Genomic DNA, 26070 nt, shown 5'->3' with positions numbered 1-26070 from the left:
CTATCACGGCAATAACGCGTAAAGCCCCGTCCATTGGGTGCTGACCCAGCCACCGACAAGAATGATCGTGGCGATCACCGCCACGGTGATGATGCCGAGCAGGATGGTATATTCGACCATGGCGGCGCCGTGTTCGTCGTCGCGGAACTGCCGGGTCATCGTCATGAGCTTTTTCATGCCAATTTCTCCCTTTGGAGGTTCAAACCCTGACGAGACGAGCCAAGGATGAAATCGCATACCTGAGCATCCTCCGTCGACCTAATCCTAGGGGCCGATAAAAAGCAGAGTCAAATATGTTAGTGGTTCTTTAACTTATTTATACCTGTGCTATGCCTGAAATGGTAATATCGTTTCGAGGTCTCTCTGCAGCAAGACGTTGATTCTGCCTGCTTTTCGCCCGTCTTTAACCATCCGTTCACAATTTCGCCGCGTCTGTGGCAGAAGCGAGGCGATATTAGCAGATAGGCATATGCCATTATATCCAAGGGCTTGCCAGAGCCCGTAAGGGCCATCGTGGCCAAAAAGACGCAGGGCGATGTTTTGGCAGGCCCTTGTATATTTACGGTCGGACGCCTCGTTCGAATAGATGAGATGTTTTTTCGACCTGGATGTTAAATATGCACGAAGTATTGAGTTCGGGAACGTGCTCGGTGCCTGCTGTCTTGCGGGTATTCCCCCCAAGGCGTGTCCAAAGGGGTAGCGCAAAATGCTGGGCCGATTCACGAAAGGGCCAAGCGAGCCGCGGGTCGAGCCGAAGCTTGATCCGATCGTGCCGGCAGTCCCCGTACTGTCCCGTTCTGCGGAATTCGAATCGCCGGGGGATGATTTCCTTACGCTCAAGGTCGAGCTCCACCGCCACTTGATTGATCGCTTCAACCTGACGGCCCTTGAAAGTGCGTCCAAGGAGGAAATCCTGAACGAGATCCGCCCCATCGTGCGGGAATTCGTTCGTGCTCGCAACGTGCCGCTTAACGCCCGCGAACTTGACCAATTGACCAGCGACACCGCTGACGAGATGCTCGGGCTGGGTCCGATCGAGCCTTTGCTCAAGGATGATTCGATTTCCGATATTCTGATCAACACCCACAAGCGAGTCTTCATCGAGCGGCGTGGAGTCATAGAGGAGACGGCGATCCGCTTTCGCGATGAAGCCCATCTGCTACGTGTCATCAACAAGATCGTCTCGGCTATCGGCCGGCGTGTCGATGAATCGGCGCCAATGGTCGATGCGCGGCTGGAAGATGGGTCGCGAGTCAATATAGCTGTGCGGCCGATCTCGGTGGATGGCCCGCTGGTCTCGATTCGCAAGTTCTCCAAGAACCCCTATTCGCTCGAACGTCTGATGGCGTTTAATTCGATCCGGCAACCGATGGTCGACCTGTTGCGCATTGCCGTGCAGGCCCGCAAGTCGATCCTGGTTTCGGGCGGCACAGGCAGCGGCAAGACGACCCTGCTCAATGCCCTGTCGAGCTACATCCCAGCCAGGGAGCGCCTGATCACCATCGAGGACGCAGCGGAACTGCAACTGCAGCAGCCGCATGTGGGCCGTCTCGAGACGCGTCCGCCCAATGTTGAGGGCAAGGGCGAAGTTCGCCAGCGCGAATTGCTAAAAAATGCGCTTCGCATGCGGCCGGACCGCATCATCGTCGGCGAGGTGCGCGGCGAGGAAGCCTTCGACATGCTGCAGGCTATGAACACCGGCCATGAAGGTTCAATGACCACCATTCATGCCAACACGCCCCGAGATGCGATATCGCGATTGGAACAGATGGTCGGTATGGCCGGCATGCCGATGAGCCACGATTCAATACGGGCTCAGATTGCCTCGGCCATCGACATCATTGTGCAGACGCAACGGCTTTCCGATGGTGGAAGGCGGGTTGTTTCCATATCAGAACTCACCGGTATGGAAGGCAATGTCGTACAGGTTCAGGAACTTTACCATTTCGTCCGCCGCGATGTGAATGCCGAGGGCCAGATCGTTGGTGAATTTCGGGCGACCGGCATTCGTCCGCGCTTTGCCCAGGAAGCGGCGACCCTTGGCCATCAGTTCGCCAAGGACGCGTTCAACCCACAGGTCCCGCTCTAATGTTGACCGGCCAGACATTGCTCTACTTCATCTATGTACTGGCGGCTGCGTCGCTCATCCTCGCGGCCGAGGCTCTGTATGTGACTTACTCCAAGCGGCGCTCAACGGTCAGCACGATCAACCGTCGACTGAAGCGGCTCGCCGACGACGCTCCGGCCGAACAGACCTTGCAGCGATTGCTGCAAGAACGTGGGCTTACCAGCTCGGGCGACTTTCTTTTCAATGCGGTCGGCCTGAACAGGCTGTACACGCAATCCGGCGTTACCGGAAATCCGCTGTCGTTCGTCGCGACATTTGCTCTCGGTGGACTGGCCCTGGCACTGGTATTTGCGTTCCTGCTGCACTTCTCCGCCGTGTTTTCGTTTATCATCTTTCTGCTCATCGTATTCCTCCTGCCGTTTCTGGTTCTCCGCCGCGCGCGCGCCAGGCGAATCCAGAAATTCGCGAAGCAATTGCCGGATGCCCTTGAGATGATCGTGCGTTCGCTGCGTGCCGGTCATCCGACTTCCGTGGCTATAAGCCTTGTTGCACGAGAAATGCCTGATCCGCTGGGCACCGAATTCGGCATTGTTTCCGACGAGATCACCTTTGGCCTCAGCCTTGAAAACGCGGTGCGAAAACTCTCGCAGCGCGTCGGTTTCGAAGGTCTGCATTTGCTGTCGGTGTCGCTGTCGATTCAGGCCAAGACCGGCGGCAACCTTACCGAAATTCTGTCGAATCTCTCAGTGGTGCTGCGCGAAAGGCAGAAACTCAGGTTGAAGATTCGGGCGCTCTCTGCCGAGGGGCGAATGTCCGCGTGGATCATTTCCCTGTTTCCTCTTTTGATGCTCGCCATCCTCACGGGCCTAGCCCCCAGCTACTACGGTGATGTATGGGGCAGCCCCTTGATCATGCCTGTGTTCTTGGTTTTCGGGTTCTGGGCGCTGCTCGGCGACTTCATCATGTACCGTATGGTCAATTTCGATTTTTGAGCGATCGGAGCTATAGAAGTTGTGACCCAGGATCTGAGCCTTCTGGTGTCCATCGCCGTCTTCCTGGCGGCCGTAGCGCTGTTTCTGGTGGGCGCGCTCGTCGTCTTGCCGGCGCTGCAGACGAGGAAACTGGTTGCGCAAAGCCTGCTGGCAGAGGGCATTCCCAACCGCCGCTCGCTTTTGGGCCAGGAAGAACTGGCCAAGATTTCAGCACAGCGGCCGGTCGACGCCTATTTCAGATCGATCGAAAAGGAACGTGACGAGCCAAGTGCGCTGGACGCAAAACTTTTTCGCGCCGGCTTCTATCAGTCAAGCGCGCCATTGATCTATACTCTGTCACGCCTTGGCGCGGTCTGTCTTGGCTTTTCCGTGACGTATGCGCTCCTGTCGCGGATGTTGCCACCCGAACTTCCCGGTCTTGTCGCCTTTGCAGGCTCTGCCCTGCTTGGGCTGGGATGCATCGTGATTCCGAGCATCGCTCTCGATCGGTTCGAAAAGGGACAAAAACAGATATATCGTCGCGGCTTTCCGGATTTCATGGACATGATGATCACCTGTGCCGATGCCGGCATGAGCCTCGAAGCGGCTGTCGAGCGTGTCGGCAGCGAACTGGCTGGCACCCATAGATGGCTCGGCATCCAACTCGCAATCATGAATCTTCAGTTGCGCGCGGGTAAGCCGTTGCGCGAGGCCCTGCGCGAATTATCCGACCGCGTTGGACTGGAGGAGGCGCGCGCGCTGGCTGTGCTGTTCCGTCAATCGGAAGAGCTCGGTACCAGTTTGACGGACGCCTTGCGCGTCTACAGCGACGAAATGCGGGGACAAAGAATTCTCTTCGCCGAGGAACGCGCCAATGCTTTGCCTGTCAAGATGATGATACCGCTGGGGCTATGCATCTTTCCTGTTGTGATGATGGTCGTGATGCTTCCGGTGATCATTCGAATGAAGGGCATTTTCTTCTAGACAGGGATGTGCTTTGGTCAGGGGACCGGATCGGCAAGATCCCTGGGGGATAAAATGAAAAGGCCAATGTGCCTCGTTGCCGCTGCCAGTTTGCTGGTTGTCGTGCTTTCCGGTTGTCAGTCGAATGCGACGGACCCAACGGGGGTCGTCCGGACTAACGAGCCGGCGAAAGTGGAGCTTACTGCCTTCGGCGATGCCTTCGACGGACTGAAGACGGTCAGCGACGTCGAATATTATGCCTCCGACCAAGCCGTTGCCGAAGCCAAGAACCAGTTCCGCTCGGAAAATTATGGCAATGCGGGCGCCCTGTTCTACAAGGCGACGCAACTCGCCCCCAACGACGGTGCCGCATGGCTGGGCCTCGCCGCCTGCAGCGACCGCATCCACCGCTTCGATCTCGCCGACAGGGCCTATGGCCAGGCCTTCCGGCTCATTGGGCCAACGCCCGAATATTACAACAATGTCGGCTATTCCTATCTGCTGCGCGGCAAGCTGCAGGACGCGCGCAGTAATTTCCTCAAAGCATACGAACTGGCTCCCAATGATCCGACCGTCGCCAACAATTTGCGACTCCTGTCGTCCAGCGTGAAGAATCTCGAACGGTAAGGCGCTAGCATGTTGCTTGCCGGAGCGCTGCTGATGAAGGGGCTAGCGGTTCCTTTGCTGGCAAGGATTGCATGGCTCGACTTCACGACCCAAAAAATATCTAACCGTGACGTGCTGCTGCTTTTGTGTCTTGGGCTGGGTTCGCTGCAGGTTATGTCGATCCTCAGCGGGTCGTGGTGGGACATGGGCCTGAGCGCGGTTGCCGGCCTACTGCTGTTCGTGGCGCTTTTCTTGTTGTGGGCCATGCGCAAGGTCGGCGCTGGCGATGTCAAACTGATGGCGGTGGTTTCGTTTCTGATCGGCGGCAGCGGGCTTCTGGTGTTTTCCGTGCTGTTGCTGGTCTTCGCGCTTGCGACCGCGTTAGTCGTGAAGAATCCCTTGATGCTGCCCGAAGGGGCCTTCCGCGTCTACGTTCAGCATCTGGACCGCAAAGGCGTCGTCCCCTTCGGCGTGCCGATCTCGATCGCTGCTATCTGCACGCTGGCGCTACAGATCTATGGCAACGCACGGTTCTAGTGGTTAAGATCTAACGATTGGTACCCGATCGTAAGCGCGGCCACATCGCGAGCGCCTCCGTCTTCCTATCGGAAGAAAGGTCTGACGCCATCTTGCCGCAAATGTTATATCTAGCGATCCGTCCTCGGTCGAAGAAGGATCGCATCAATGGACGATTGGAGAATCGGGAATATCTGGGTAACCAGAATTCTGGAGATGTGCGACCCTCTGCGGACGCCGTCGGAATGGTTCCCCGACTGCACCGACGAAGCACTCGAACCGCATCTTCATTGGCTCACGCCCCGATTGATATCGCCGGCAACCGGCCGGCTTATTCTTCCCATCCAGAGTTTTCTGGTTCGTACCGGCCACCACACCATTCTGGTCGACAGTTGCGTCGGCAACGACAAGACGTGCGCATACTTCCGGCATTGGCATCGCCGCAACGACGGCACCTTTTTGGCGCGCCTGGCGAATGCAGGTGTTGCTCCCGAGCAGATCGACTATGTGCTGTGCACCCATCTTCATATCGACCATTGCGGCTGGAACACACGATTGGTGGACGGGCGTTGGATACCGACATTCCCGAACGCCCGCTACATCATGGCGCGGCGCGAGTTCGAGGCCGCACAGGCCGCCTCCGGCGATGCCGACGAACGGACCTATGAGGACAATGTGCTGCCAATCGTCGAGGCTGGTCGGGCTGTGCTTGTCGATATGGATTATGAACTCGATGGCGAAGTGTGGCTGGAGCCGACGCCGGGGCACACCCCGGGGCACGTAGCCATCGGGCTGAGATCTCGAGGCGTAGGGGCAGTGTTTTCCGGCGATCTCATGCATTGGCCGATGCAATGCATATACCCCGACTGGAGCTTTCGGTACGACACGGACCCTGACCAGGCACGTCGGACGCGGTGGGCATTCCTGGAGGCTTGCTCGGACAATGGACGTATCGTCATGACATCGCATTTTCCCTTGCCGTCGGTGGGAACTATCTTGCGACGCCAGTCATCATTCTGGTTCGAGGATCATCAGCCGCCACAATCGCCGAGGACGCCGACCACGCGCTCGGACCCGAGGTGGCCGAGCGCGTGGTGGCGCTGACGCTTGTCAATCTGCCGGGCGAGACGACGCACTGGACCGCCGACATGATGGCGCAAGCGGCTGGCATCAGCGCAAGCGCTGTGCGTCGCATCTGGAAGGCGCACGGGCTGCAGCCCAACCGCTGGCGCCAGTTCAAGCTTTCCAACGATCCGCAGTTCGTCGATAAACTGCGCGACGTCGTCGGCCTCTATGTCGATCCGCCTGCTCACGCCATCGTGCTGTCGGTCGACGAGAAGAGCCAGATCCAGGCGCTCGACCGCACCCAACCCGGCCTGCCCATGAAGAAGGGTAGGCTCGGCACCATGACTCACGACTACAAGCGGAATGGCACGACCACACTGTTTGCCGCCCTCAACGTGCTCGACGGCTCCGTTATCGGCAAGAACATGCAGCGGCATCGCCATCAGGAATTCATCCGCTTTCTCAACGCCATCGAGGCGCAAATGCCGGCCAGCAAGGCCGTCCACGTGGTCCTCGACAACTACGCCGCTCACAAACACCCCAAGGTGCGGGCCTGGCTCGGCCGCCATCAGCGCTTCACCTTCCACTTCACACCGACCTCATGCTCGTGGCTCAACGCGGTCGAGGGCTTCTTCGCAAAACTGTCGAAGCGTCGCCTCAAACGAGGCGTCTTCCACTCCGTCGTCGACCTCCAGGCCGCAATCAACCGCTTCCTCGAAGAGCACAACCAGCAACCAAAGCCCTTCAGTTGGACCGCCGATCCCGACAAGATCATTGCCGCCGTCAAACGCGGGCACCAAGTGTTAGATTCCATCCACTAGGCGGGCTCTCAGCCTGACATGTTTGGCGCGCAAATTACCTTTTCAACTAATCTCCGAGAACCATTAGCTTGCGCTCAAGTTGGCGAAGTGCTTGGATTGCGTCTTGCCGGCGGGACGCCGTATGGACATTCTGAATATCAAAGCGCTCTTAATTGCGGTTCTGATCTTCGTTCCGATCGAATACCTGTTCGCTCTGCGCCCCCATCAAAAGATACTCAGGAAAGCCTTTTTCAACGATCTCATCTATGCGCTGTTTAATGGCATCCCGATAAGCCTTGGCCTGATCGCGGCTCTCACGCTAGCAACGAGTACGGTGGGGCGGCTGGTGCCGGCCTATGTCGGCAGCGCAGTATCATCGCAACCTGTTTGGCTCCAGGTATCAGAGATCATTGTCATTGCGGACGTTGGCTTTTACCTGGCCCACCGCACCTTTCACGCCGTTCCCTTTTTGTGGCGCTTCCATTCGATTCATCATAGCATCGAAGAACTGGACTGGTTGGCGGCGCACAGGATTCATCCTGTTGACCAGGCTCTGACAAAGAGCGCGTCGCTCGTGCCTGTATATCTGCTGGGTTTCAGCAGTCCGGCGATCGCCCTGTTTGCAATAATTTTTCACGTCCACGGACTTTTGCTGCACGCCAACGTCAGGCTGAACATCGGCCCGCTTCGGTGGTTGATCGCGTCACCCCAGTTCCATCATTGGCATCACGCTCACGAGCGCGCGGCATACGACAAGAACTTCGCAGGTCAACTTTCATTGATCGATGCGCTCCTCGGAACCATGTACCTGCCCGGTAACGCTGTCCCGGAGCGCTATGGCGTCGATGATCCGATTCCATCAACTTACGTCGAGCAACTCGCCTATCCAGTGATCCCGAAGGGCAGAATCAATGAAGCTCCCTCCACCAGAGATACGTGATTTCGTCGGGCGTGCAACGATGACACTCTACTTCACGTTCTGCGCGACTTTGAAGGCCGAAACGTTCTTGGTAGCTCTTGCCGGCGCAGAATGGACAGTGGCGTGGATTATCCATCTCACCGCAGATGTCGCCGCTGTCGGCTTTCTCGTGCTCATCGTTGGAATGACAGTGGCGCGTCTTCCGCCCCTGGGAACAGCGCAGGGAATTGAACCGCGAATCTCCGCGCTCATCGGATGCTTTGCCACCGCAACTTTGATCGCGGTCCCTCGCATCCAGGCAGCTCCGCAGATCGAGTTTGTTGCGGACCTGACCACCATAGTTGGTTTCGCGCTTTGCATCTTGTGCCTGTGGTGGCTCGGCAGATCCTTCAGCATCACTGCGCAGGCCAGACGGCTCGTCACGGCAGGCCCTTACCAGATCGTGCGCCACCCGCTCTACGTCTGCGAAGCGATCGTCTTGGTCGGTATTCTTCTCGGCAATGCGACATGGGCGACCGTCGGAATCTGCGCCATTGCCCTCGCTTTCCAATATCGGCGGCTCGTAAACGAGGAGAGGGTCTTGCGAGCGGTGTTCCCCGAATACGATGCGTATGGGCAGACCACGCCAATGCTCATTCCATCTTTATCCTCATTGTACTGGTGGCAGTGACTGTGCCCCATGCTGATCCGCAGTCTACTCGAAATCACTTAGTAATTATTGCCTTGGCTACAGCTCTTTTCGGGTTGATCGACATTTTGTGGCTGCCATTTTCCACAGTGGATTTTTCACCGAGGAACTGGATTGACATAGGCAAGGTGGCCCTTGTCCTCAGTGCATCTTGGATGGCATCGGCAATTGCGCTCCACAGAGTGCGATCTGACACAAGCCCAATTGCGAGCGTAATCAAATATCTTTGTGGCTGCCTGAGAATTGTGGTCGTTTCCGCAGCAGCTTTCATTCCGCTCGCCATCACCACGACCGTCTTCATGTACCTGGCGTCGGCCACCTCAAGGCCTCTGGCGGACCCGGTTCTAGCTTCTATCGATTCCGCCCTCGGTTTCGACTGGCAGTGGTTCCTCGCGACGACCAACAAGCCAATTACAGCATCCGTCCTGGTTTTTGCTTATCACGCCCTCGCGTTCCAAATGCCGTTCGTTCTGTTAATCCTCGCGGTGACAAACCAAGGAGAACGAGCACTGGAGTTTGTCGCTCTTCTAGCGGTTGCTTCGGTTTTCACGGGCGCAATGATGGCTTTGGCCCCAGCAGAAGGCGCTTATGCCTATTTCAAGCCGGCGCCGGGGCAATTTTCGAACTTCACCACTGATGCCGGAATGTGGCACCATCAAGTGCTTATGGCGCTGCGATCAGGCGAGCCGTTTGATCTGATTATGGCCAAAGGCACAGGGCTCGTCACGTTCCCGTCGTTCCACACGGCACTTGGATTGGCAGTGGTCTATGCCGCGCGGACCATCCGGCCACTTTTTATCGTGTTGGCCACGGTGAATGCCGCCATGATCGTGGCCACTCTGCCTGAAGGCGGTCATCATTTAATAGATGTAATCGCCGGCGTAGTCATCGGCATTCTCTCCATCATTGCAGTCAAGATGCCAAGCTATGTACGTGGAAAGGCCGACGGCGTTGCGAGATCAGCCGTGGGATCGGACGCGGACCACTGAGTTGGCCAGGGCCGTTGCCCTTCAGCTGCCTGGCAAGGTCGTGGCGGCGGTGAGACACGGGGAGGAGGACCGCCGCCCTGCGGCCGCATCTGCATACACAGGAAGACGATCAACATCTCCACCGTGCTCGCCGGCCAGAGGCTCGGAATCACGAAGTCGACGACGGCATTTGGCTCGTCTCCTTCATGCATTATGATCTCAGATATATCGACTTGGAACAGAGGACCTTGCAGACCTACGACAACCCGTTCGGCACGAGGGTGTCACCCATGTCTTAGGTACAACTGTTACCCATGTCTCCGGGCCGCACAGTTTGAAGATGGTAGCGGAAGGCCGCTACATCGCAAGACGCCCCCATTGAGGAGGCATTCTTTTGCTATCGTCGCCAAGCGGCCTGACAGCAAATCGAGATCGAGCACCACGAACTCGGAAGCGAGTCGGGACGATGATGGACTGAGCGGAAACAAATAATTAGCGAGCGATGTGCACATGCCGTGCACACGGGTTTGCACCTTTTCTTTTGTTTCTGTTTCGTCGAAACACCGAGCCAAAGCGTGATGAGCACTCGACGATTACCGCAGTAGTGCCCCGTCACAGCCGCATGGCCAATTGACCACGCAGCACCACTTCATAGTGCGACGGCGAGTAAACTTGTCCGGGGCGTGTGCGGGGAGGGCGCAACCAGCGGGGCTTGGCGCATTCGCTAAATTGTAAGCCTCTCCTCGGCGCACCTGCATCTGGTGCGAACAGAAAGGAGAAAACATGTCACGATCAGACGCCTTCCCTCTCCGTCTGCTCAAGACGGAGGAGGCCGCCAAACTTGTCGGCCTTTCCCGCGGACGCTTGAAAAGCATCGCACGTACGGCACCGGACCTGCCTATCGGAAGTTGGGTGGTCGCGTGGTCTATGCCCCGCAAATCCGCAAGAATGGGCCGACAGGGGGTTGAAGTCATAGACCTCTGATCCGGGTGTCGGCCGCGGTTATCCGGCCAAGCCTACAGGTCGAGTGAAGTCCAGGAGGGGATAGCTTGTGCAACCTGCGGGTGGCGCATGACACTGTACTCGCAGGCGCCAGCGCCCGACATCGAGGGCGCGAGCTGCCCTCCGAAGGCAGAGGTCACAGGTGATGCGCCTGCCCACAGTAGCGATGATCGCCACCAGGGATGGCGTCGGGAACTTCGCGCTCTCAATCCGAATTGTGTTACTCGGGCCGTTCGGCAATAAAGAGAGTATCGGGGAGAAGCCCAAGACGCTCGCGATCGGCGGCAGGTATACGGTCTGAATTTATTCGAGCAACCGTAAAACCCGCGTCCTCGATACGCTCCTTGATATCGGGACCGTAGGCTCGCACGTGATCTGATCCGCCGAAGCGTTCGTCGCGCTCGCTCCGTGACATGGATGGCGTCGCTTCGAGCGTTTGACGATAGATAAGCGGTACTTGGATCCAGACCTGTCCTCCAGGCTTAAGGGATGACCAAACTTGCCGAAAGACATGCCGATCGTCAGGTACGTGCTCCATGACATGACACAAGACGACAATATCGAGATCGCTGATGCCGTTCATGTTCATTAGGTCAACCTGCACGGTATCGGGGCCGTACCGTCCGGGCTCAATATCGCCTTTAATGAGGTTGCCCGCCTGAGATAGTCTCTTTGAAAGCCCCTTTTCGCTCGGCGCAATCTGGAGAATTCTATGCGGTCCCGCCGGAAGCCCGAGAAGCTTACGGTCTAGAGCACAAATCAAAAACCGCTCACGATCCAGGGCATGACAAAGCGGGCAAATAAGCGTGTATCCCCCGAAACGGTAAAAAGCCGCCACACCGCGATCGCAGGCATTGCAGTGATGAGCCTTCCTCGTCGGGAGTAGTGTCAGGGTGAGGGCTCTCAGCCAATCTCCGTACGAATCAAGTTTGCGTGTGACCCGCCGCGTTGTGATACGATCAGCATAGCTGCGAAAAAGAGATAGAAGTCGGCTTCCTCGAGCGTTGTTCCACGATGGTTTCAGCATGTTGGCCTTCTAAGATTTTTGACCCGAGGACCGATAATTAGCGCCCCCTGATGTAACGTCGAGTCAGCGGAGCAGCAGGAGATTCGCCCCGTCATGGCATCGACCGTGATATCGAGCAGACCGGCGATCTCAGCCAGCGGCTCGTCAAGCACATCCTTCAGGATAATGACGCTGCGCTGGAGGATCGGGAGTTCCGTAAAGCGAGACACCGCAGTTTGTATCGCTTCCTGAAGCATCAAAATCTTCACGGGGTCCGGAGCGGCGTCGACAACGACTTCAAGGGCCGCCTCGATAGGCTCTGCTGCGCGGATCGCACGGCTGCGCAGCAGGTCCGGCGCACGGCTATGGGCAATCCGGAAGAACCAGGGTCGCAGCTGCGGAATCTTGCACAACTGGTCGAGAGCAACGAGGGTTCGAGCAAAGATCCTGCACAACGTCTTCGCCGTCGACGACCGACCCCATGAGACGCGAGCAATAGCGGTGCAGTTCAGGCCGTAACGAGACGGCAAGGGTGACGAACCCGGTGAGGAACTCCTCCCGACTGCCGCGGTCCATGGTAGATCCTGCACCGATCAAGGCGTCGCCACCCTGTGCCTCCGTCATCACCACCGCTTCGACGACAAGAGATTCGTGCGCGACGATATGCAGGGCCGGTGAGGTCGCAATCGAACGCTCAAGCCGCCACGCAGCCTAGCCGCGCAAGACGCGCAGAGGCAAGGAGCTAAAGCGCCGACGCCTGGGTGAGGCCGCTATGGGCTATCGCCAGATCTCAGTATTGACTCAGGGTGAGCAGTCCAACCCTCCTTACAAGACCAATACTGAAAATACCGTGCATGGCCGCACTTGTTTCGGAATGGTTGGCCGCAAGACCAACGGTTCCCGAAACGAGTGCTGCTGTGTCTAGTCCAGTATTGGAGGCTCCAATTGATGGGGCAATCTTGTCCGTATCTTTGCATGATGTGCTTGCCAATGGGACTACCGAGATTTGGCGAGTGACAGCACGGGTCAGTCGCACGCATCATCGCCCAATGCCATGGTGAGGAGATGATGCGGTGACCCAGACAAGCACACCGAGATCCGGCCAGCAGACACATTCGAGGAAGATCAACAAGGAGACTGTCACATGGCCTCTGGTGGTAGGAGTCGGTCGGGCACACGCCCATCACGGGGAATTCCTCCAAGGCGTCTTTGAAGCGGACAACGGACGGCTTTGTCGCGGACTCGTCACGCTTCCGCTGACGTCGCAAGGGTCGCTAGCGACCTTCTGGCCGGATGAACAAGATGGCATTCGGCCGCGACCCGCAAACCGGGTCAAAGCGGCGCGCGCGGCGGCCCTCACGCTCGAGCATGTCGGGGTAGCTGGCAGGGGGGGAGAATTGACGATCGAAAGCTCTATTCCGATAGGGCACGGCTACGGTTCCTCCACGGCAGACGTCATTGCCTCGATCCGCGCGGTCGCGGCTTCGGCGCGCGTCACGCTGCGCCAGTCAACTGTTGCGCGACTGGCCGTTGCCGCGGAAAGCGCAAGCGACGCCATCGCCTACTGCGACCAAGCTCTCCTCTTCGCTCACCGGGAAGGCCGTACAATCGAACATTTCGGAGGCGAGTTCCCGCCCTTTCTCGTAGTGGGTTTCAGGGACGGCAGTGCCCGACCGATCGACACGCTAGGCATGCGACGAGCACGCTACGACAGTGAGGAAATCGGGCTGTTCCGTGTTCTGCGGGGACTGGCGAACCGCTCCATCCGGCAACAAGATCCCCGCCTGCTTGGACGTGTCGCAACCATCAGCGCCAGTATCAGTCAGAAGCACCTGCCGAAGGCATCCTTCGACACCATTTTGGATATAGCGCGGGCGCATGACGCGTGCGGTGTGCAGGTGGCCCACAGCGGAACATTGATCGGCATCCTTCTGGATGCGACTGCGCCCAGGGCGGCCATGCGCGCTGCTGGGCTCGCAAGGCAGGTGAGCGGCACAGGTCTGCAAGGCGTCCATACGTTTGCCCTTAATGCCGAAACGAGGCTAATCCAGTGACCGCGGCGCAAGACTATTTACGCGCCTACGAGACGCCGCGTTTTGCCCAACTCGCACCTAACCTCAACGCCGCCTGCTTTTCCCTCATGAAGCTGATCCCCGCCCGGTTCATGGTCGATCAGGCGGAAGCGTCAGGGCGCCTCAGGCGGGAAGGTCACATCATCGAAACGACGTCGGGCACATTCGGCCTCGCCATCGCCATGCTGGCTGCGGCTCGTGGCTATGCGCTTATACTTGTCACGGCCTCCAGCCTCATCGACCTGAAACTCAGGCGGCGACTGGAACAACTTGGTGCCAAAGTCATGGCCATCGACGATCCTCAAGGAGACGGCAATCAGCGCGGTCGGCTCCAGTATCTTCAGCAGACCCTGCAAGATAGCCCGGGCACGTATTGGCCTCGGCAATACGACAATCCGGAAAACCGCCTTGCTTACGCGCGCCTGGCGGACCTCGTTGTTCGATCATTCGGCCGCATCGATTGCCTCGTCGGCTGCGTGGGCACTGGGGGATCGCTTTGTGGAACCGGAGGCTTCCTTCGTGAGCTCTTTCCTGATCTCAGGATGATTGCTGTCGATACCCACAGAAGCATGCTCTTTGGCCAGCCTGTCGGACGTCGCATGCTGCGCGGGCTCGGCAACAGCGTTTTGCCGGACAATGTTCGTCATGAGATGATCGACGATATTCATTGGGTGGGCGCATTGCCGGCCTACGCAATGGCGCATGGGCTGTTTCGCGATCACGGGCTGTTCATGGGGCCGACCAGCGGCGCCGCAGCCGTGGTCGGCGCCTGGTTCGCCAGGCACAATCCGGAAGCCTCCACCGTCGTGATAATGCCAGATGAAGGGCATCGTCATTCCGATACAGTCTACAACCCCGACTGGCTCGCCGGTTTGAAGCATTGGCCAATCTCCATTCCCCTTGAACCAACTGTTCTCACGCAAATTCGTCCGGCCGAAGAGACGGCATGGACGAGATTCCCTTGGAACCGCAGAACTTTAAACGCCGTCCTCGCGGGGGACGGCCTGTCCCCTACGCAGTGACAGGTCCGAACTGAGGCTAGGCGACAAACAACATCGGCCAGCAGTCACACAGGGTGCATGACCCGGTGAAGAAAATCCCTAGTGCGTTCGTGTCTCGGATTTCGAAGCAGTTCCTTGGCCGGACCTTGCTCAACGATCCGGCCGCCGTCGAGAAAGAGGACGCTGTCGGAAACCTCGCGGGCGAACTGAATTTCGTGCGTAACCACGAGCATGGTCATGTTCTCGTCTGCGAGCGCGCGCATGACCTGCAGGACCTCGCCGACCGTTTCCGGGTCAAGTGCGGAGGTGGGCTCGTCGAAAAGAATGGCCTGTGGGCGCATCGCCAGGGCACGGGCGATGGCCACGCGCTGCTGTTGACCCCCCGACAATGACGCGGGATAGGCATTCGTCTTGTCGGCCAACCCGACGCGATTGAGCAATGCCGTGGCCCGCTCCCGGACCTGGTTCCTATTTTCCTTCAGCACGTAGAGCGGCCCTTCCATGACATTTTCCAGGGCTGTGCGGTGCGGAAACAGGTTGAAACGTTGGAAAACCATGGAAACGCGGGTGCAGATGGCGTGAACCTGGGGCGAGGCGGCATCGACCACGGTGCCGTCGATACTGATGCGACCGCGCTGATAGGTCTCAAGCCCGTTCACACATCGCAGAAGCGTCGATTTGCCGGAACCCGAGGGCCCAATCAGACATACGACCTGTCCTTTGGCGATCTCGGCGTTGATTCCCTTGAGGACTTCGTGGGAGCCGAAGGACTTGTGCACGTTTTCAAAGGTGATCATCCCGCCGCCCCAAGATAGCTTTCGATTCTACGCATAAACAGGTTCAGCGGAACCGTCAGGCACAGGTAAAGCAGTGCCACCAAGGTAAAAACTGTCATGTTGTCGAATGTGGACGACGCAAGCATCTTGCCCTGCATGGTCAACTCCTGAACCGAAATCACCGACACAAGCGAGGAGTCCTTCAGCAGCATGACCATGTTGTTGGCGTAAGGCGGCAGGATAATCTTGAATGCCTGCGGCAGCACGACGCGGCGCATCATCAACGGACGCTTCATTCCGATCGATTTTGCCGCTTCGACCTGACCCTTATCGACCGCCTCGATGCCAGCCCGGAAAGTTTCCCCGAGATAGCAGGAGTGAGCCAGCCCCAGCCCGATCGTGCCAGCCTGGAGCGCAGTCAGGTTGATGCCGATCTCGGGCGCGACAAAGTAGATATAAAAGAGAACCACCAGCAGTGGTATGCCGCGCACGAAGTCGACAAGGAGCCGCGTCGGCACGGCGAGACAGCGTATCCCCGATGTCCTGAACAGCGCCCAGACAAGGCCGAGCGCCGTCGCAAGACACAGCGCAAGAAGGGTTATCATGACGGTCAGCCAAACGCCGTTAAGAAGAAGCGGCAGATATTCCGTTGCATGCGCGATGAATTTGGTCATGGCCGGCTTCCTCTTGGCACGTACCCCGGCCGTCAAAGCCGGTCATTCCGATGCGATCCTTTGGTCCTGCCAGCCGGCGCTTCTGTCGAGGTCAGTGCGGGTCGGCCTCAAAGGCCATACTTGGCAAATATTCGGCTTAATTCGCCGCTTTCCTTCAGCTTGGCGATGGAGGCATTCACCTTTTCGAGAAGCAGTGGATTTTCCTTGGCAACCGCCAACGCGACCTCGCCTTTTTTCATCGGCTGATAGCCGTCGACGAGGCGAACACCCAGCTCGGGATTCTTTGAAAGCTGATATGCGACGATCGGGGCGTCACCGAAACCGGCCTTGATGCGGCCCAGAACCACATCCCGCATCATGTCAGCGATTGAGTCGTAGAGCTTGACTTGACCGAAGACGCCAAGCGCTTCCAGAGCGTCAGCGTAGGTCGAGCCGATCTGCGCCCCGACGGTCGCACCTCTGAGCTCCTCGATCGTGTAGTTTTTGCTATCGCCGGCAGCAACAAACATCGCCTCGCCATAGGCGTAAACCGGCGTGCTGAAATCGACCACCTGCTTTCGTTTGCCCGTTATGAACATGCTGGCGGAAATCAGATTGATTTTGTCGGTCGTCAATGCCGGGATCAGGGCTGGAAAAGCGTTTATTTGAAAATCGGCGGTCGTGCCAAGGCTCGCGGCAATCGCACTTGCCAGATCGACCATCGCGCCTGTCGGCTTTTGGGTTGCGGTGTCGACAAACGTGAACGGCACTCCGGTTGGCGTGACGCCGACTCTGAGCGTTTCCTCGGCTATTGTCTGCGTTGCCATTCCGACACCGATAGCTGCAAGCCAGCCGATGAGCGTTTTGTGAAGCATGGACATTCCCCTTACATCATGTTTGAATAATCGAGGTTCCGCTCGCTGAGCGAGTTGAATTTGCCTCTCCTGGATAGCTTTTAGGAAGTCGCAATACCGTCCAATGGTGGACGAGATCATCAATCGATCAGAAATCGCATCCGTTCATGATCGCCTCTATCTTCTCTTCAAGACATCTTGGTCGCGCGTCGTTCAAGTGAGGGCGTGAAATAGTCACCGCCCTCGGCAACGTATTCCCACGCTTCGGCAACTGACTGAAACGATGGTTGTGCTTTGTTCGGACCGGTCGAACGATCCAAATCCTTGAGGCCGCTCGCTGTCACGATGGCAACGACGCTGTCCGACCGCGCGATGGTGCCTTCTCGCCTCAAGGATTCGATAGCTGCAAATGGCGTCACCGAGGCAAGCTCGGCAAAAACACCCTCGGTGGCCGCAAGCTGCTGCTGCATCGCTATCAAGCCGATATTGCCGACTGGCATTGCCGTGCCGCCAGATTCACGCAGGGCGTTGAGCGCCTGAAACGTGCTTCGTGTGGTGCCGATCGAGATGGCAAGCGTGTCGAAGCTTGCGGGGACTTCGGCAACCAGATCTCCCTTGCCGGCAAGGGCTCTGGCCAAAGATCCGTGCACTTCCGCCGCCACGAGTCTCGGCAACCGCTCGATCTTGCCTTGGCTGAGAAGATCCTTGAATCCGGCCCACAGCCCGGCAAGCGCATCCCCATAGCAAACAGGCAAGGCGCACCAGTCCGGCACGGCACCGTGCATTTGTTCGACGATTTCGTAAGCCAGGGTCTTGTAGCCCTCGATCCCGACAGGATGACTGCCGACCACGGGGCTGTGAAACGGTGATGTTGCAAACCATCCGAGGCGCTCGGTACCAGCGGCAAGCAATGGCCAGCGATGGGACTTGTCGGCCAGGGATACGACGCTTGCGCCGTATTTGCGGATCTGCGCCAACATTGCGCCGGCGGTGCCTGAGAATGTGACAACGACGCATTTCAGGCCCGCCCGTGCAGCATAGGCGGCAAGTGAGGCCCCGGCGTTTCCCGACGAAGCAGTCGCCACCACGCGTGCGCCACTCAAACGTGCCATCGACACCGCCACGGTCGAGAAGCGGTCCTTGTGGGACCAGGTAGGGTTTGCGCCCTCGTCCTTGATAAGCAGCTTGGGGACGCCGAGCTGCTTTCCCAGCTTCTCGGCGCTCAGCAATGGCGTCAGGCCCTCGCCCAAGGAGATTGCATCGCTGAGTCCACAAGGAAGCATGTCGGCATAGCGCCAGAGCGAGGGCAGGGCGGCACCCGTTGCGGAAGCGGCCGATGTAGCTCCGGATGGATCGTAGACGACCTTAAGATTGGCCGGTGCTTCGGCACAGCATTTCGGGCAGCCGCGTGAGTCGATTTTGGTATCGATCCGGAACAAGGCGCCGCATCGAATACAGGAAAACCCTGCCGCGCGGCTCATAACGGCACCCGGGTGATTGCATCGCGCGTCTGCGTCAGCCGCTCCACTCCGCGCTCGCGAACAACCACCATGTCCTCCACCTGGAGTCCCCAGCGGCCGATTTCGTAGTAGGGGGTCTCCACGCACAGCACCATTCCTTCTTCAAGGATGTCTGTACTGCGCGCCGAGAGCGTCGGCGCATCATAACCATCAAGGCCGATGCCATGTCCGACGTGATCGCGCTCGTAGTGGGCAATTCCTTCGCGCTTCACCACACGCACGACCGTTTCGAAGAGCTGTGCTGCTGCCATGCCCGGCCGGATAATGTCGCAGGCATGCTGAACGCCGCGCAGCAGCGCCTGCTGAAGCCGATGCGCCTGCGGCGGCGGCTCGCCCAGCGTGGCGATACGGGCAATGTCGGCGCGGTAGTGCCGGAACCGGCCACCGACGTCGAAGCGGATGATTTCTCCAGCGCGCAACCTGCGGTCAGACGGCTGGACGTTCATGAGCGCGCTGCGCTCGCCAAAGCCGATGCATCCCAGTACGGGCAGGGCGCCTTCCTCGACCGTCCTGACATGAAAAGCGCGCGCCAGATCTGCTTCGGTGGCGCCTTCCTGAGCAACGCCGAGTGCTGCTTGAATGGAGCGTTCGGCAATCTGGGCAACTTGGCCGAGCCGTTCGATTTCACCTGCCGTTTTTACGGCACGAACCTCGCGAAGCAATGCGGTGGCTGGTAGGAACGACGCATTGGGAAAATGGGCTCTGAGGGTTTCCTGGTATCCTGGTGCGAGCCCGGCCTCGTCTATGCCGATCCGCCCACGGCCGAGCTGAGCTTCTTCCAATGCGGCGACCAAAGCCGCGATGGCATCGCCATGCCTCGGCAGGTCTCGAAGCTGGAGGTGTCGTTCATTGGCGAGGTCCACGGTGGTCGAGGAACCGACATTGGCGTAAAAGTCGCCATAGCGCCGAACCTTGCTCACCCAGACTTCCTGATCGGCTACGAGGTCGAGCGTGCTGGAGCTGGCGATGATTTCAGGCGTGCCCTTGTCAGGAGCCGGCCACACGACATAAGCCTGCGGGCCGCGACGGATCCATTGCGGCAGAGCCCAGAAGCCGCTCATGTAGGTCACGTTTTCCGGGGCAGTCGCTATAATTGCGTCAAGCCCGGCTGCCGTCATGCATTGTTTCAGGCGCGCTTGGTTAAGCAGCATGATGGGAATCCCGAGCCTGTTTTGCTTCCATAAAGCCGAGGCCGGTGGAAATGCGCGCCGCAGCCGCCATTACTGCCTCTCCAATCTCAGCGATCTCCACATGCGGTCCCACTGACCGGGGGTAGGCCGCACTTATAGCCGCGATGATTGTGCCTGATGCATCGCGAAGCGGTGCGCCGACCGCAATCAGCCCGGTAAAGTTCTCGTCCAGGGATGTTGTGTAACCAATGGGCTCGGACGCTCTGATTTGAGCAACGAGCTTGTGCGGATCGGTGACTGTGCGTACGGCAACCTGCTCCAGTGGACCTCGTCCAAGAATCGCAATGACCGCCTCGCCGCTCAGCTCCATCAGGAGCGCCTTGCCCAACGCGGTGGAATGCAAGGGGAAGGTCTCGCCAGGTGAAGAACGAATGACGACCGGACTCTTGCTTTGCACGGTCAGGAGATAAATTCCGCAGCTGCCCCGCCTGATACCGAGGAATGCGTTGAAGCACCCTTCGGCGGCCAGCGCCTGCAGTTCGATTTCAGCCAAACCAACCAGGCGATCTCTGCCCAGGACCTTCCGCGCCAGCGCCAGCACGGAGTGACCCAGCCGGTAGCGCCGCGAGTCTGGCGACTGCTCGACATAGCCCTGCTCTGCCAGGGTATTCAGAATTCGCTGCACGGCGGGAGCACTCTGCTCAAGCCGGCGGGCGAGTTCGCGCACCCCGACTGCTTCGTCCGCTTCCTTGAGGACATTGAGAACCGCAAGCCCACGTTCCAACGAAAGATTTCCTGTCACTGACGTTCCTTATTTCGGAATGGCGTTCCTTAATATGATGAGAAAAGCAGCAATAGCCGCGCCTGTCAATGACGAATGTTCATTATAGTGTGTCGTCCTAAAGTGTGCCCAGCGACGACCATGCCGTCATGGACCTACGGTTGGTTGTCGGCCTCAACGTACAGAGGATTCGGCGCGCACAGGCCCTCTCTCAAGAGGAACTGTCGTTCCGTTCAGGATTCACGCGCGCCTATCTGAGTGGTCTCGAGGCCGGCCGTCGCAATCCCACACTCCTGTCGCTCGCAAAGCTTGCCACCGCGTTAAGCGTCGACATCGACGAGCTGACGAAACGGCCCGGCAAAAACGCCCGAGCCCCAGCTGGTAATTGTGCAGTGGCGTCGAGTGAGCGGCGCAAGGGAAAATCCTGATGCTCTCGGCGGCCTGCTGGCCAGTGCGTCACGGCGAGTTTCGACGGATGAGCTGCTCCACGTTAACTTGCAATGCCAACGCCAGCACCTCCAGCGTATCGACGGTCGGTGAGTTTTCCTCCCGCTCGAGCTTGCCGACATAGTTGCGGTCGAGGCCGGCAAGGTCCGCGAGCTGCTCCTGCGACAAGCCGGCGCCCTGGCGAAGCAACCTCAGATTGCGAGCAAAAACAGACCTCAGCCTCATGCGGCGAGGCAGTCAGAACGCGCCCTTTAGTGCCACCTACTATAGTAGTCAAAAGTCATGCCGGACGTTGCGGTTGGACCTAAGTTATTTATTTTGTTCTTTGTCTCAGTACATTGAAAGGGCCTACAATGGCGGCGGTTCACGGGAGCGTCTTACAGGATCAGCTAATACAAATCTTTGAAGCAACCGCGCAGATTGACCGTGCAACCAGCGCCGCCGAGATCATTCGGCAACTGCGCAAGAGCATCGAACGTCACGGCTACGCAGCCTGTCTGGTCACCGAATTGCCACGCCAGGACACCGGATCGCTGGATGGACACATCCTTGTCAACGGTTGGCCGCAGGAATGGTACGACCGCTATATGGCTGCCGGACACTATCGCCATGACCCTTGTGTTGCTGTGTGCCGTGGTGCGATCGGGCCCTTCCTCTGGCGGGACGTCCATCACGGCTTGACGGACGGAAATGCCAGGAGGGTGATGGATGAAGCGAAAGAGTTTGGGCTTTGCGACGGGATCTGCATCCCGATTCAGGCTGCGTTTGGCGATCCGGCCTGTGTAACGGTTGCCGGAAGTGAAATTGATTTGGCGCCGACGGTGCGCTGCACCATTCATGCCCTTGCGCGCCATGCCTATTCGGCTGCCGAACGCCTCGTTGGCAACTCGCGCAGGCGGCCGAGACAAAAGCTTTCCCAACGAGAGCGTGAAATCCTGCAGTGGGTCGCGGGAGGAAAAACCGCATGGGAGGTTTCCCGAATACTTGGCATCTCGGAAAACACTGTGACGACCCACCTGCGCAACATCAAGCAGAAACTCAGCACCGCCAACGTTGTGCACGCGATCGTGGAGGCGTTTCGCAGGCACGAAATCGAACTTTGATCCATCCCCAGATCTGGGTATTTCCCGGGCAATCGTCGCGTGGTCGGATGGGGTTCCATCGCGAGGAACCGCAATGATTCAGGTCCATGTCGTTGACGCGTCAAACAGCTTTGCCTATCGAGGGGATCTCGACAGCTACTTCCGCCTGCGGCATGAAATCTATGTCGATGAACGTGGATGGCAGGACCTGAGACGCCCCGACGGTCGCGAGATCGACGCGTTCGATACTCCAGAAGCGATTCATCTGCTCGGCATCCAGCCAGGAAGAGGCGTCGTTGCCGGATCCCGTTTCGTGCCGAGCCTTCGGCCACATCTGATGAGCGAAACCTTTCCGCAACTCGCCGACGGCGGCGTTCCGCGCCGACCCAATATCTTTGAATGGACCAGGTTCTTCGTGGCGCGGGATCTTCGTGAGCCCGGCCGACCTTGCCAGGCAGCCGGCGTGATCTACTGCGGAATTTTGGAATTCTGTATCCAGCGACATATCAGCAATCTGACAATCGTGTGCGAGGAGTACTGGTTCGACCGCCTCGCATCGATTGGCTGGAATCCGAAGCAGCTTGGGCCTGCGCTCGCACATGGTGATATGACGATCATCGGTCTGATGGTTGATGTCAGCCCGTCAGCCTTGATCGCGACGCGACAATTCTACCGCATAACGGAGCCTGTGATTTGGGCCGAAACGCCATTCAAGCGGCTGGCCTGACCGCGGGCCGTCCGCTTTTGGGCGTCACGCCTCGAACGAACATGCTGCCTGGCACTCGCAGAGGGCGGCGAGGTACTATCGCGTGCAAATCGGCTGTCTGCCTCGCGCCATAACAGCCATTCAAAGGCGGAGGTGTCCAAAGACGGGCGCTCCGGGGCAAGCGGTACCAGCCTTGGCATCGAAATCGAAGAAGAAGGTCTGGGAAAAGGACACACCGGATCTTGGAGCGTACGACTTCTCCTTCGATCCAATTTCTTTTTTTGGGCAGTTCACGCCCGAGAGCCTGGTGAAGGCGACGGACACAATTCTTGAGGGCCTGGCCAAATTTCCCGATGCGTCGCTGTGATCGTGCGGACTGGCTTGGGACCCACTGGCCGCATCCTCGCAGGCCTCCACGTGACCGCCAAGGGTCGCGGTGCGGCAGTGCTCGATCGCCATGATGGACAACACAGACATCAAGGCAGGTGAAGCCAAGATCGGCGAGCTGAAGCGCAACATGGACGCGATCAACGCAGCCCGACGAAAGGGCGGCTGTGTTGCCGGCACTCTGTAAGCCGCTCCAACGTTAAAATTGTCGGCTTGCTTCCCGCCCTCGCGACTGCGGAGTGGTCGTTCCATCGATTGACTCCCGTAATGCACAGGCAGTTAATCTCCCCGCAAGGGCAAAAGAGGGGCTATGAAACTGGGAGAAAACGATGACTGTCCAAAAAGAAGACTATCGAACCAACAGAGCCGACTTCGCCATAGCTGCCATGCATAGCCGAGCGACCCCTGAGGGCGATCGTGACGATTTGGTGGCGAGGAAAAAGTCCCTGTGGGTAACAGATCGGCGATCTGCAAAATTGGCTGCAAACCCGTCCGAAAGCTCGCCAGAACCCAAGGCAAAGGCGCGCGGTAAGTGAATCGTGCCAGTCAATTTCTTGCCGCCGAGTACTTCGTTCACATTGTTCGATTACATTACATTTATCTAATGTACTAACCAGCCAGTCGGGCATTCCCGAAGGCTCGCTGGTCAGGCTCAGCGGCCCCCCTAACCCAAGCTGCTGGGCCGCCTGCTAAGGAAGTGCGTGTATCGCTGATACGGTCGTCGGTGACCCCCCTCCGTACCGCGGCCGGGATCGCAACCACGTCACCGACCGGACTGGGCGCTCAGGACGCCTGCCGGCGCTCGCGGCATCACGTCGACATTGTCATGTACCTCCGCGCAATCCGTAGATCCATTCGATGAGTCCGTTTGCGTGACGCGGTTCGCGAACGAACCCAGTCCACCTTATATTCGGTCAGGCGCATACACCTGTTCCATGATCCCGCTTGCGGCGGATTCGGACCCAAGAGACGAAACCATTCTTCAGCGGCGGCTGTTTGAGGCCATGAGTTTCGTCGGTTCGTCTACCGAGGATCTGCCAGGCCTGATCGGTCCTGGAGATTGTTAGAATCGATTGGCGTCTACGCTGATGGTTCCGTCAGGAAAGCTCCTTCTATAACGACTCCGGCGTTCACGTATTTCCACAGCGCAACAAGCAGTTTCCGAGCGAGGGCGATGATGGCCACTGGCTGAGTGCGGAATTGGGTTGATGGCGCACCCAGAGCCACGCAACCTGGACAAGCGTCGACCGGAGCCTAGGATTGCCGGACTTCGAGACTCCCTGCTCGCAATTAATCTGCCCACTTTGCCAGGGCGTTGGCACCAAACCAGCGTAGGCGGCAACCTGTCGTCGATTGTCAAACTTGCGCGACAATCCCTCAGACCACAGGACGGCCGCGAACTCCGGACCTATTCCCTTGAGGCTGAGCAGCAGGGCCGGTGTTGGCTCATCTGCCGCGACGAGCAAGGCGTCGCGTGCCTCTTCAACATCCTTGATCTGCTGGATCAGCAACTCGATGCGATCAAGCTCGCGGCTGATCTGCGCCATGAGCGCTGGCGGCAGTGGACGCCCATCTGCGGTAATGAGCGCGTCGAGGCATTTGCGTCGATCGCCTTTCAACGGTTCGTATCCGGACACACCTTGGCTGAACAAAAGGCCCTTTCTCCTGTTGACGTGCCTGATCCGCTCGTTCGTCAGCGCCTTCCGCTCCCGCACCAACCGGCGACGGTCTTCCTCCTCCGGCGTTGGCACTCGCAACATCGCGCAAACCCGAGGCTCGCCGCGGTTGTAGGCCAACAACGCTCGAACCAGTGCTTCCCGTCAATCCTGTCGGTCTTGGCCCGCCGGCGGCGACGCGATGTGGCAGTGGATGCCGGGTCCACGACATAACTCTCGATGCCTTCGCGTTCGAGGACCCGATGTATCCAGAATCCATCCAGACCAGCTTCCTGGATTGATATGACCCGGAAACGCTGCCCTGTCCGCACTTCCGCCTTTCGTTGCAGCTCTGCGAAGTGATCGAGCAAACCCGGAATGTCGCCCCCGGCACGAGGTGTCTCGACATTCTCTCGCCCCCACCTGGCGAAAGCGAAGTCACGAGCCATTTTGAACGAGACAGTTCTAACGAGACAAATATTGCGGCAAGATCGACGCGGATAGCGGTCGGGGGCTTCCCCAAAATGTGCGCGGCGAGCATGCGTTGAGGGCGAGACGAGTCTATGTGCCTTGACGGGATGCAGAATATATTCCTATTTTGCGGGATGCCGCACCGTCGCCGCCATGAACAGATTTCCGAGTATCATGCTTGCCAAGATCGAACGGCAGGCTTGACTACTGACGAAGGAACTGTGGGTCGCGCAGTTGTCCCCAAGGCCGTTCTGTCCGCACTACGACGCCATCGACAATTTGCATCGGGACCTAAAGCGGGCGCTCAACTTGCTGCATGACCGCCCGGCGGATTACGAAGAACCGCATTTCGCGCCCATGTCGCGAGGGTGAAGAACTAGCCTGTCAGTTTAGTGAAGTCGTGGCGCCGCGCGCGAACATGTGCCAGCAAATTCGTTTCGTTTACGACCCCTGATTGAAAGAGATTCAGCGTGGTCGAGGCCAGAATCTGACCGTCTATCGGGGTGCTGTACCATTTCGCGTCGGCGGTTACCTGGTCGACAACCCGCTGGCAGATCGCCCGATCTTTAGGTCTAAGGAACTGACTTTTCAGTGCTCGTAGCATCTCGACGCCTTGAAACCGAGAGTCACCTGTCTCCGCGCGATACCCATGCGTGGTCTGCGAGCATGGACCCTAAACGCATTCAGACAGAAAATTGCCATTCGTTTGAGTGGTACCGATGTCGCGTGGATAAGCGGCGGTCCGCGAGCTAATCCACCATGTCGCGCAGCGGCTTCTTGCGCTTTGGCGTCCTGTACTTCTCGACCAGCCTGACCTTGTCGATGTCGATCGTCACCAGCGGTCCCAGATCGACAGTCACCCTGCCGCCTTCCTCGTCTACGCGCGTGATCTCTCCGGTAAGCTCGATCTGCTGCCCCTTCTTCACCTTGGTATGATCGATGACCGAATGCGGAAAGCTATAG

The 26070-nt window shown here is 58.4% G+C and carries 27 protein-coding genes and 4 pseudogenes; 18 read left to right on the top strand and 13 right to left on the bottom strand.

From position 1 onward, the window contains the following. Window positions 1-3: 3 nt before the first annotated feature. A complete protein-coding gene (locus NKH30_RS21445; RefSeq protein WP_352472996.1) occupies window positions 4-177 on the bottom strand; it encodes a Flp family type IVb pilin in 174 nt (57 codons plus the stop codon). A 529-nt stretch (window positions 178-706) separates the two neighbouring features. Here NKH30_RS21445 and NKH30_RS21440 point away from each other — a divergent pair. From NKH30_RS21440 to NKH30_RS21400, 9 genes and pseudogenes are all read left to right on the top strand, one after another. Beyond that, window positions 707-2089, top strand: a complete 1383-nt coding sequence (locus tag NKH30_RS21440; protein ID WP_352816887.1) for a TadA family conjugal transfer-associated ATPase — start codon at window positions 707-709, stop codon at window positions 2087-2089. Next, complete coding sequence (locus tag NKH30_RS21435) at window positions 2089-3060, top strand: type II secretion system F family protein (RefSeq protein ID WP_352542681.1); 972 nt, start codon at window positions 2089-2091, stop codon at window positions 3058-3060. Before NKH30_RS21440 ends, NKH30_RS21435 begins: the two co-directional genes overlap by 1 nt. Before the next feature lie 45 nt (window positions 3061-3105). After that, on the top strand, window positions 3106-4023 hold the full coding sequence (locus tag NKH30_RS21430; RefSeq protein WP_502898822.1) for a type II secretion system F family protein: 918 nt from the start codon (window positions 3106-3108) through the stop codon (window positions 4021-4023). A gap of 54 nt (window positions 4024-4077) precedes the next feature. Then, window positions 4078-4629, top strand: coding sequence for a tetratricopeptide repeat protein (locus NKH30_RS21425; RefSeq protein ID WP_353045347.1), 552 nt, complete (start codon window positions 4078-4080; stop codon window positions 4627-4629). 9 nt (window positions 4630-4638) lie between these two features. Continuing rightward, on the top strand, window positions 4639-5145 hold the full coding sequence (locus NKH30_RS21420; protein ID WP_352816890.1) for a prepilin peptidase: 507 nt from the start codon (window positions 4639-4641) through the stop codon (window positions 5143-5145). Window positions 5146-5292: 147 nt separating this feature from the next. Continuing rightward, entirely contained in the window at window positions 5293-6228 is a 936-nt protein-coding gene (locus tag NKH30_RS21415; RefSeq protein WP_352996950.1) for an MBL fold metallo-hydrolase, read from the top strand. Then, a pseudogene (locus tag NKH30_RS21410) lies at window positions 6192-7010 on the top strand (IS630 family transposase); the annotation flags it as partial. The gene NKH30_RS21415 and the pseudogene NKH30_RS21410, both read left to right, overlap by 37 nt. A 121-nt stretch (window positions 7011-7131) precedes the next feature. Beyond that, window positions 7132-7929 carry a sterol desaturase family protein gene (locus tag NKH30_RS21405; RefSeq protein ID WP_352542677.1) on the top strand — a complete coding sequence of 266 codons (798 nt, stop codon included), beginning with the start codon at window positions 7132-7134 and terminating at the stop codon, window positions 7927-7929. 19 nt (window positions 7930-7948) lie between these two features. After that, window positions 7949-8578, top strand: a complete 630-nt coding sequence (locus NKH30_RS21400) for a methyltransferase family protein (RefSeq protein WP_352816893.1) — start codon at window positions 7949-7951, stop codon at window positions 8576-8578. A gap of 34 nt (window positions 8579-8612) precedes the next feature. Here the strand turns inward: NKH30_RS21400 and NKH30_RS21395 are convergent, their stop codons facing one another. Then, entirely contained in the window at window positions 8613-8897 is a 285-nt protein-coding gene (locus NKH30_RS21395) for a hypothetical protein (protein ID WP_352816895.1), read from the bottom strand. Here NKH30_RS21395 and NKH30_RS21390 point away from each other — a divergent pair. From NKH30_RS21390 to NKH30_RS21385, 3 genes and pseudogenes are all read left to right on the top strand, one after another. After that, complete coding sequence (locus tag NKH30_RS21390) at window positions 8896-9585, top strand: phosphatase PAP2 family protein (RefSeq protein ID WP_352542674.1); 690 nt, start codon at window positions 8896-8898, stop codon at window positions 9583-9585. The genes NKH30_RS21395 and NKH30_RS21390 overlap by 2 nt on opposite strands. Window positions 9586-9663: 78 nt before the next feature. Next, window positions 9664-9863: pseudogene (locus tag NKH30_RS33225) on the top strand (hypothetical protein); the annotation flags it as partial. 484 nt (window positions 9864-10347) lie between these two features. Then, a pseudogene (locus NKH30_RS21385) lies at window positions 10348-10528 on the top strand (helix-turn-helix transcriptional regulator); the annotation flags it as partial. 258 nt (window positions 10529-10786) lie between these two features. Here the strand turns inward: NKH30_RS21385 and NKH30_RS21380 are convergent. Both NKH30_RS21380 and NKH30_RS21375 read right to left on the bottom strand, forming a co-directional pair. Next, entirely contained in the window at window positions 10787-11593 is an 807-nt protein-coding gene (locus NKH30_RS21380) for a class I SAM-dependent methyltransferase (protein WP_352996947.1), read from the bottom strand. Continuing rightward, window positions 11587-12027, bottom strand: coding sequence for an RNA polymerase sigma factor (locus tag NKH30_RS21375; RefSeq protein ID WP_502904340.1), 441 nt, complete (start codon window positions 12025-12027; stop codon window positions 11587-11589). The genes NKH30_RS21380 and NKH30_RS21375 overlap by 7 nt, the downstream gene beginning before the upstream one ends. A 942-nt stretch (window positions 12028-12969) precedes the next feature. On the opposite strand from NKH30_RS21375, the gene NKH30_RS21370 reads away from it, so the two are divergent. Then, window positions 12970-13626: a GHMP family kinase ATP-binding protein gene (locus tag NKH30_RS21370; RefSeq protein WP_352996945.1), complete on the top strand. Its 657-nt coding sequence runs from the start codon at window positions 12970-12972 to the stop codon at window positions 13624-13626. Continuing rightward, window positions 13623-14666 carry a cysteine synthase family protein gene (locus tag NKH30_RS21365; RefSeq protein WP_352996943.1) on the top strand — a complete coding sequence of 348 codons (1044 nt, stop codon included), beginning with the start codon at window positions 13623-13625 and terminating at the stop codon, window positions 14664-14666. Before NKH30_RS21370 ends, NKH30_RS21365 begins: the two co-directional genes overlap by 4 nt. Before the next feature lie 44 nt (window positions 14667-14710). On the opposite strand, the gene NKH30_RS21360 is transcribed toward NKH30_RS21365, so the two are convergent. From NKH30_RS21360 to NKH30_RS21335, 6 genes are all read right to left on the bottom strand, one after another. Beyond that, the gene (locus tag NKH30_RS21360) at window positions 14711-15442 is read right to left on the bottom strand and encodes an amino acid ABC transporter ATP-binding protein (protein ID WP_352542329.1); all 732 of its coding nucleotides are present in this window, start codon (window positions 15440-15442) and stop codon (window positions 14711-14713) included. Next, window positions 15439-16095 (bottom strand): amino acid ABC transporter permease, encoded by a 657-nt coding sequence (locus NKH30_RS21355; protein WP_352542328.1) that lies wholly within the window; start codon window positions 16093-16095, stop codon window positions 15439-15441. The genes NKH30_RS21360 and NKH30_RS21355 overlap by 4 nt, the downstream gene beginning before the upstream one ends. A 107-nt stretch (window positions 16096-16202) precedes the next feature. After that, entirely contained in the window at window positions 16203-16949 is a 747-nt protein-coding gene (locus NKH30_RS21350) for a substrate-binding periplasmic protein (RefSeq protein ID WP_352996941.1), read from the bottom strand. A gap of 167 nt (window positions 16950-17116) precedes the next feature. Beyond that, on the bottom strand, window positions 17117-18409 hold the full coding sequence (locus tag NKH30_RS21345) for a threonine synthase (RefSeq protein ID WP_352996939.1): 1293 nt from the start codon (window positions 18407-18409) through the stop codon (window positions 17117-17119). Next, window positions 18406-19599, bottom strand: coding sequence for a M24 family metallopeptidase (locus tag NKH30_RS21340; protein WP_352816220.1), 1194 nt, complete (start codon window positions 19597-19599; stop codon window positions 18406-18408). Before NKH30_RS21340 ends, NKH30_RS21345 begins: the two co-directional genes overlap by 4 nt. Further along, on the bottom strand, window positions 19589-20380 hold the full coding sequence (locus NKH30_RS21335; protein WP_352996937.1) for an IclR family transcriptional regulator: 792 nt from the start codon (window positions 20378-20380) through the stop codon (window positions 19589-19591). Before NKH30_RS21335 ends, NKH30_RS21340 begins: the two co-directional genes overlap by 11 nt. Window positions 20381-20508: 128 nt before the next feature. On the opposite strand from NKH30_RS21335, the gene NKH30_RS21330 reads away from it, so the two are divergent. Then, complete coding sequence (locus NKH30_RS21330; RefSeq protein ID WP_352996935.1) at window positions 20509-20787, top strand: helix-turn-helix domain-containing protein; 279 nt, start codon at window positions 20509-20511, stop codon at window positions 20785-20787. 28 nt (window positions 20788-20815) lie between these two features. Here NKH30_RS21330 and NKH30_RS21325 read toward each other — a convergent pair whose 3' ends face one another. Beyond that, window positions 20816-21031, bottom strand: a complete 216-nt coding sequence (locus tag NKH30_RS21325; protein ID WP_352816226.1) for a helix-turn-helix domain-containing protein — start codon at window positions 21029-21031, stop codon at window positions 20816-20818. A 128-nt stretch (window positions 21032-21159) separates the two neighbouring features. Here NKH30_RS21325 and NKH30_RS21320 point away from each other — a divergent pair, with 128 nt between their 5' ends. The 3 genes from NKH30_RS21320 (at window position 21160) to NKH30_RS21310 (ending at window position 22961) form a co-directional block, all read left to right on the top strand. After that, window positions 21160-21909 (top strand): autoinducer binding domain-containing protein, encoded by a 750-nt coding sequence (locus NKH30_RS21320; RefSeq protein ID WP_352816227.1) that lies wholly within the window; start codon window positions 21160-21162, stop codon window positions 21907-21909. A 73-nt stretch (window positions 21910-21982) separates the two neighbouring features. Continuing rightward, window positions 21983-22615: an acyl-homoserine-lactone synthase gene (locus NKH30_RS21315; RefSeq protein WP_352542323.1), complete on the top strand. Its 633-nt coding sequence runs from the start codon at window positions 21983-21985 to the stop codon at window positions 22613-22615. Between the two features lie 172 nt (window positions 22616-22787). Continuing rightward, window positions 22788-22961: a hypothetical protein gene (locus tag NKH30_RS21310; protein ID WP_352996932.1), complete on the top strand. Its 174-nt coding sequence runs from the start codon at window positions 22788-22790 to the stop codon at window positions 22959-22961. Between the two features lie 1100 nt (window positions 22962-24061). On the opposite strand, the pseudogene NKH30_RS21305 reads toward NKH30_RS21310, so the two are convergent. Continuing rightward, window positions 24062-25177: pseudogene (locus NKH30_RS21305) on the bottom strand (IS110 family RNA-guided transposase). A 679-nt stretch (window positions 25178-25856) separates the two neighbouring features. Continuing rightward, window positions 25857-26033 (bottom strand): hypothetical protein, encoded by a 177-nt coding sequence (locus tag NKH30_RS21300; protein WP_023680685.1) that lies wholly within the window; start codon window positions 26031-26033, stop codon window positions 25857-25859. Window positions 26034-26070: the final 37 nt, after the last annotated feature.

This window comes from Mesorhizobium sp. M1273 (genome assembly GCF_040318195.1).
Taxonomy (GTDB): Bacteria; Pseudomonadota; Alphaproteobacteria; order Rhizobiales; family Rhizobiaceae; genus Mesorhizobium.
The sequence above is the reverse complement of the archived record's forward strand: the minus strand, read 5'-3'. Positions and strand labels throughout refer to the sequence as shown.

Bases quoted from the DNA above. Each gene is read 5' to 3' on its own strand.
- NKH30_RS21355 (WP_352542328.1), bottom strand. From the start codon at position 16,095: ATGACCAAATTCATCGCGCATGCAACGGAATATCTGCCGCTTCTTCTT.
- NKH30_RS21445 (WP_352472996.1), bottom strand. From the start codon at position 177: ATGAAAAAGCTCATGACGATGACCCGGCAGTTCCGCGACGACGAACAC.
- NKH30_RS21395 (WP_352816895.1), bottom strand. From the start codon at position 8,897: ATGAAGACGGTCGTGGTGATGGCGAGCGGAATGAAAGCTGCTGCGGAA.
- NKH30_RS21360 (WP_352542329.1), bottom strand. From the start codon at position 15,442: ATGATCACCTTTGAAAACGTGCACAAGTCCTTCGGCTCCCACGAAGTC.
- NKH30_RS21380 (WP_352996947.1), bottom strand. From the start codon at position 11,593: ATGCTGAAACCATCGTGGAACAACGCTCGAGGAAGCCGACTTCTATCT.
- NKH30_RS21425 (WP_353045347.1), top strand. From the start codon at position 4,078: ATGAAAAGGCCAATGTGCCTCGTTGCCGCTGCCAGTTTGCTGGTTGTC.
- NKH30_RS21420 (WP_352816890.1), top strand. From the start codon at position 4,639: ATGTTGCTTGCCGGAGCGCTGCTGATGAAGGGGCTAGCGGTTCCTTTG.
- NKH30_RS21345 (WP_352996939.1), bottom strand. From the start codon at position 18,409: ATGAGCCGCGCGGCAGGGTTTTCCTGTATTCGATGCGGCGCCTTGTTC.
- NKH30_RS21440 (WP_352816887.1), top strand. From the start codon at position 707: ATGCTGGGCCGATTCACGAAAGGGCCAAGCGAGCCGCGGGTCGAGCCG.
- NKH30_RS21405 (WP_352542677.1), top strand. From the start codon at position 7,132: ATGGACATTCTGAATATCAAAGCGCTCTTAATTGCGGTTCTGATCTTC.
- NKH30_RS21435 (WP_352542681.1), top strand. From the start codon at position 2,089: ATGTTGACCGGCCAGACATTGCTCTACTTCATCTATGTACTGGCGGCT.
- NKH30_RS21400 (WP_352816893.1), top strand. From the start codon at position 7,949: ATGACACTCTACTTCACGTTCTGCGCGACTTTGAAGGCCGAAACGTTC.
- NKH30_RS21330 (WP_352996935.1), top strand. From the start codon at position 20,509: ATGGACCTACGGTTGGTTGTCGGCCTCAACGTACAGAGGATTCGGCGC.
- NKH30_RS21320 (WP_352816227.1), top strand. From the start codon at position 21,160: ATGGCGGCGGTTCACGGGAGCGTCTTACAGGATCAGCTAATACAAATC.
- NKH30_RS21350 (WP_352996941.1), bottom strand. From the start codon at position 16,949: ATGCTTCACAAAACGCTCATCGGCTGGCTTGCAGCTATCGGTGTCGGA.
- NKH30_RS21340 (WP_352816220.1), bottom strand. From the start codon at position 19,599: ATGCTGCTTAACCAAGCGCGCCTGAAACAATGCATGACGGCAGCCGGG.
- NKH30_RS21325 (WP_352816226.1), bottom strand. From the start codon at position 21,031: ATGAGGCTGAGGTCTGTTTTTGCTCGCAATCTGAGGTTGCTTCGCCAG.
- NKH30_RS21315 (WP_352542323.1), top strand. From the start codon at position 21,983: ATGATTCAGGTCCATGTCGTTGACGCGTCAAACAGCTTTGCCTATCGA.
- NKH30_RS21415 (WP_352996950.1), top strand. From the start codon at position 5,293: ATGGACGATTGGAGAATCGGGAATATCTGGGTAACCAGAATTCTGGAG.
- NKH30_RS21390 (WP_352542674.1), top strand. From the start codon at position 8,896: ATGTACCTGGCGTCGGCCACCTCAAGGCCTCTGGCGGACCCGGTTCTA.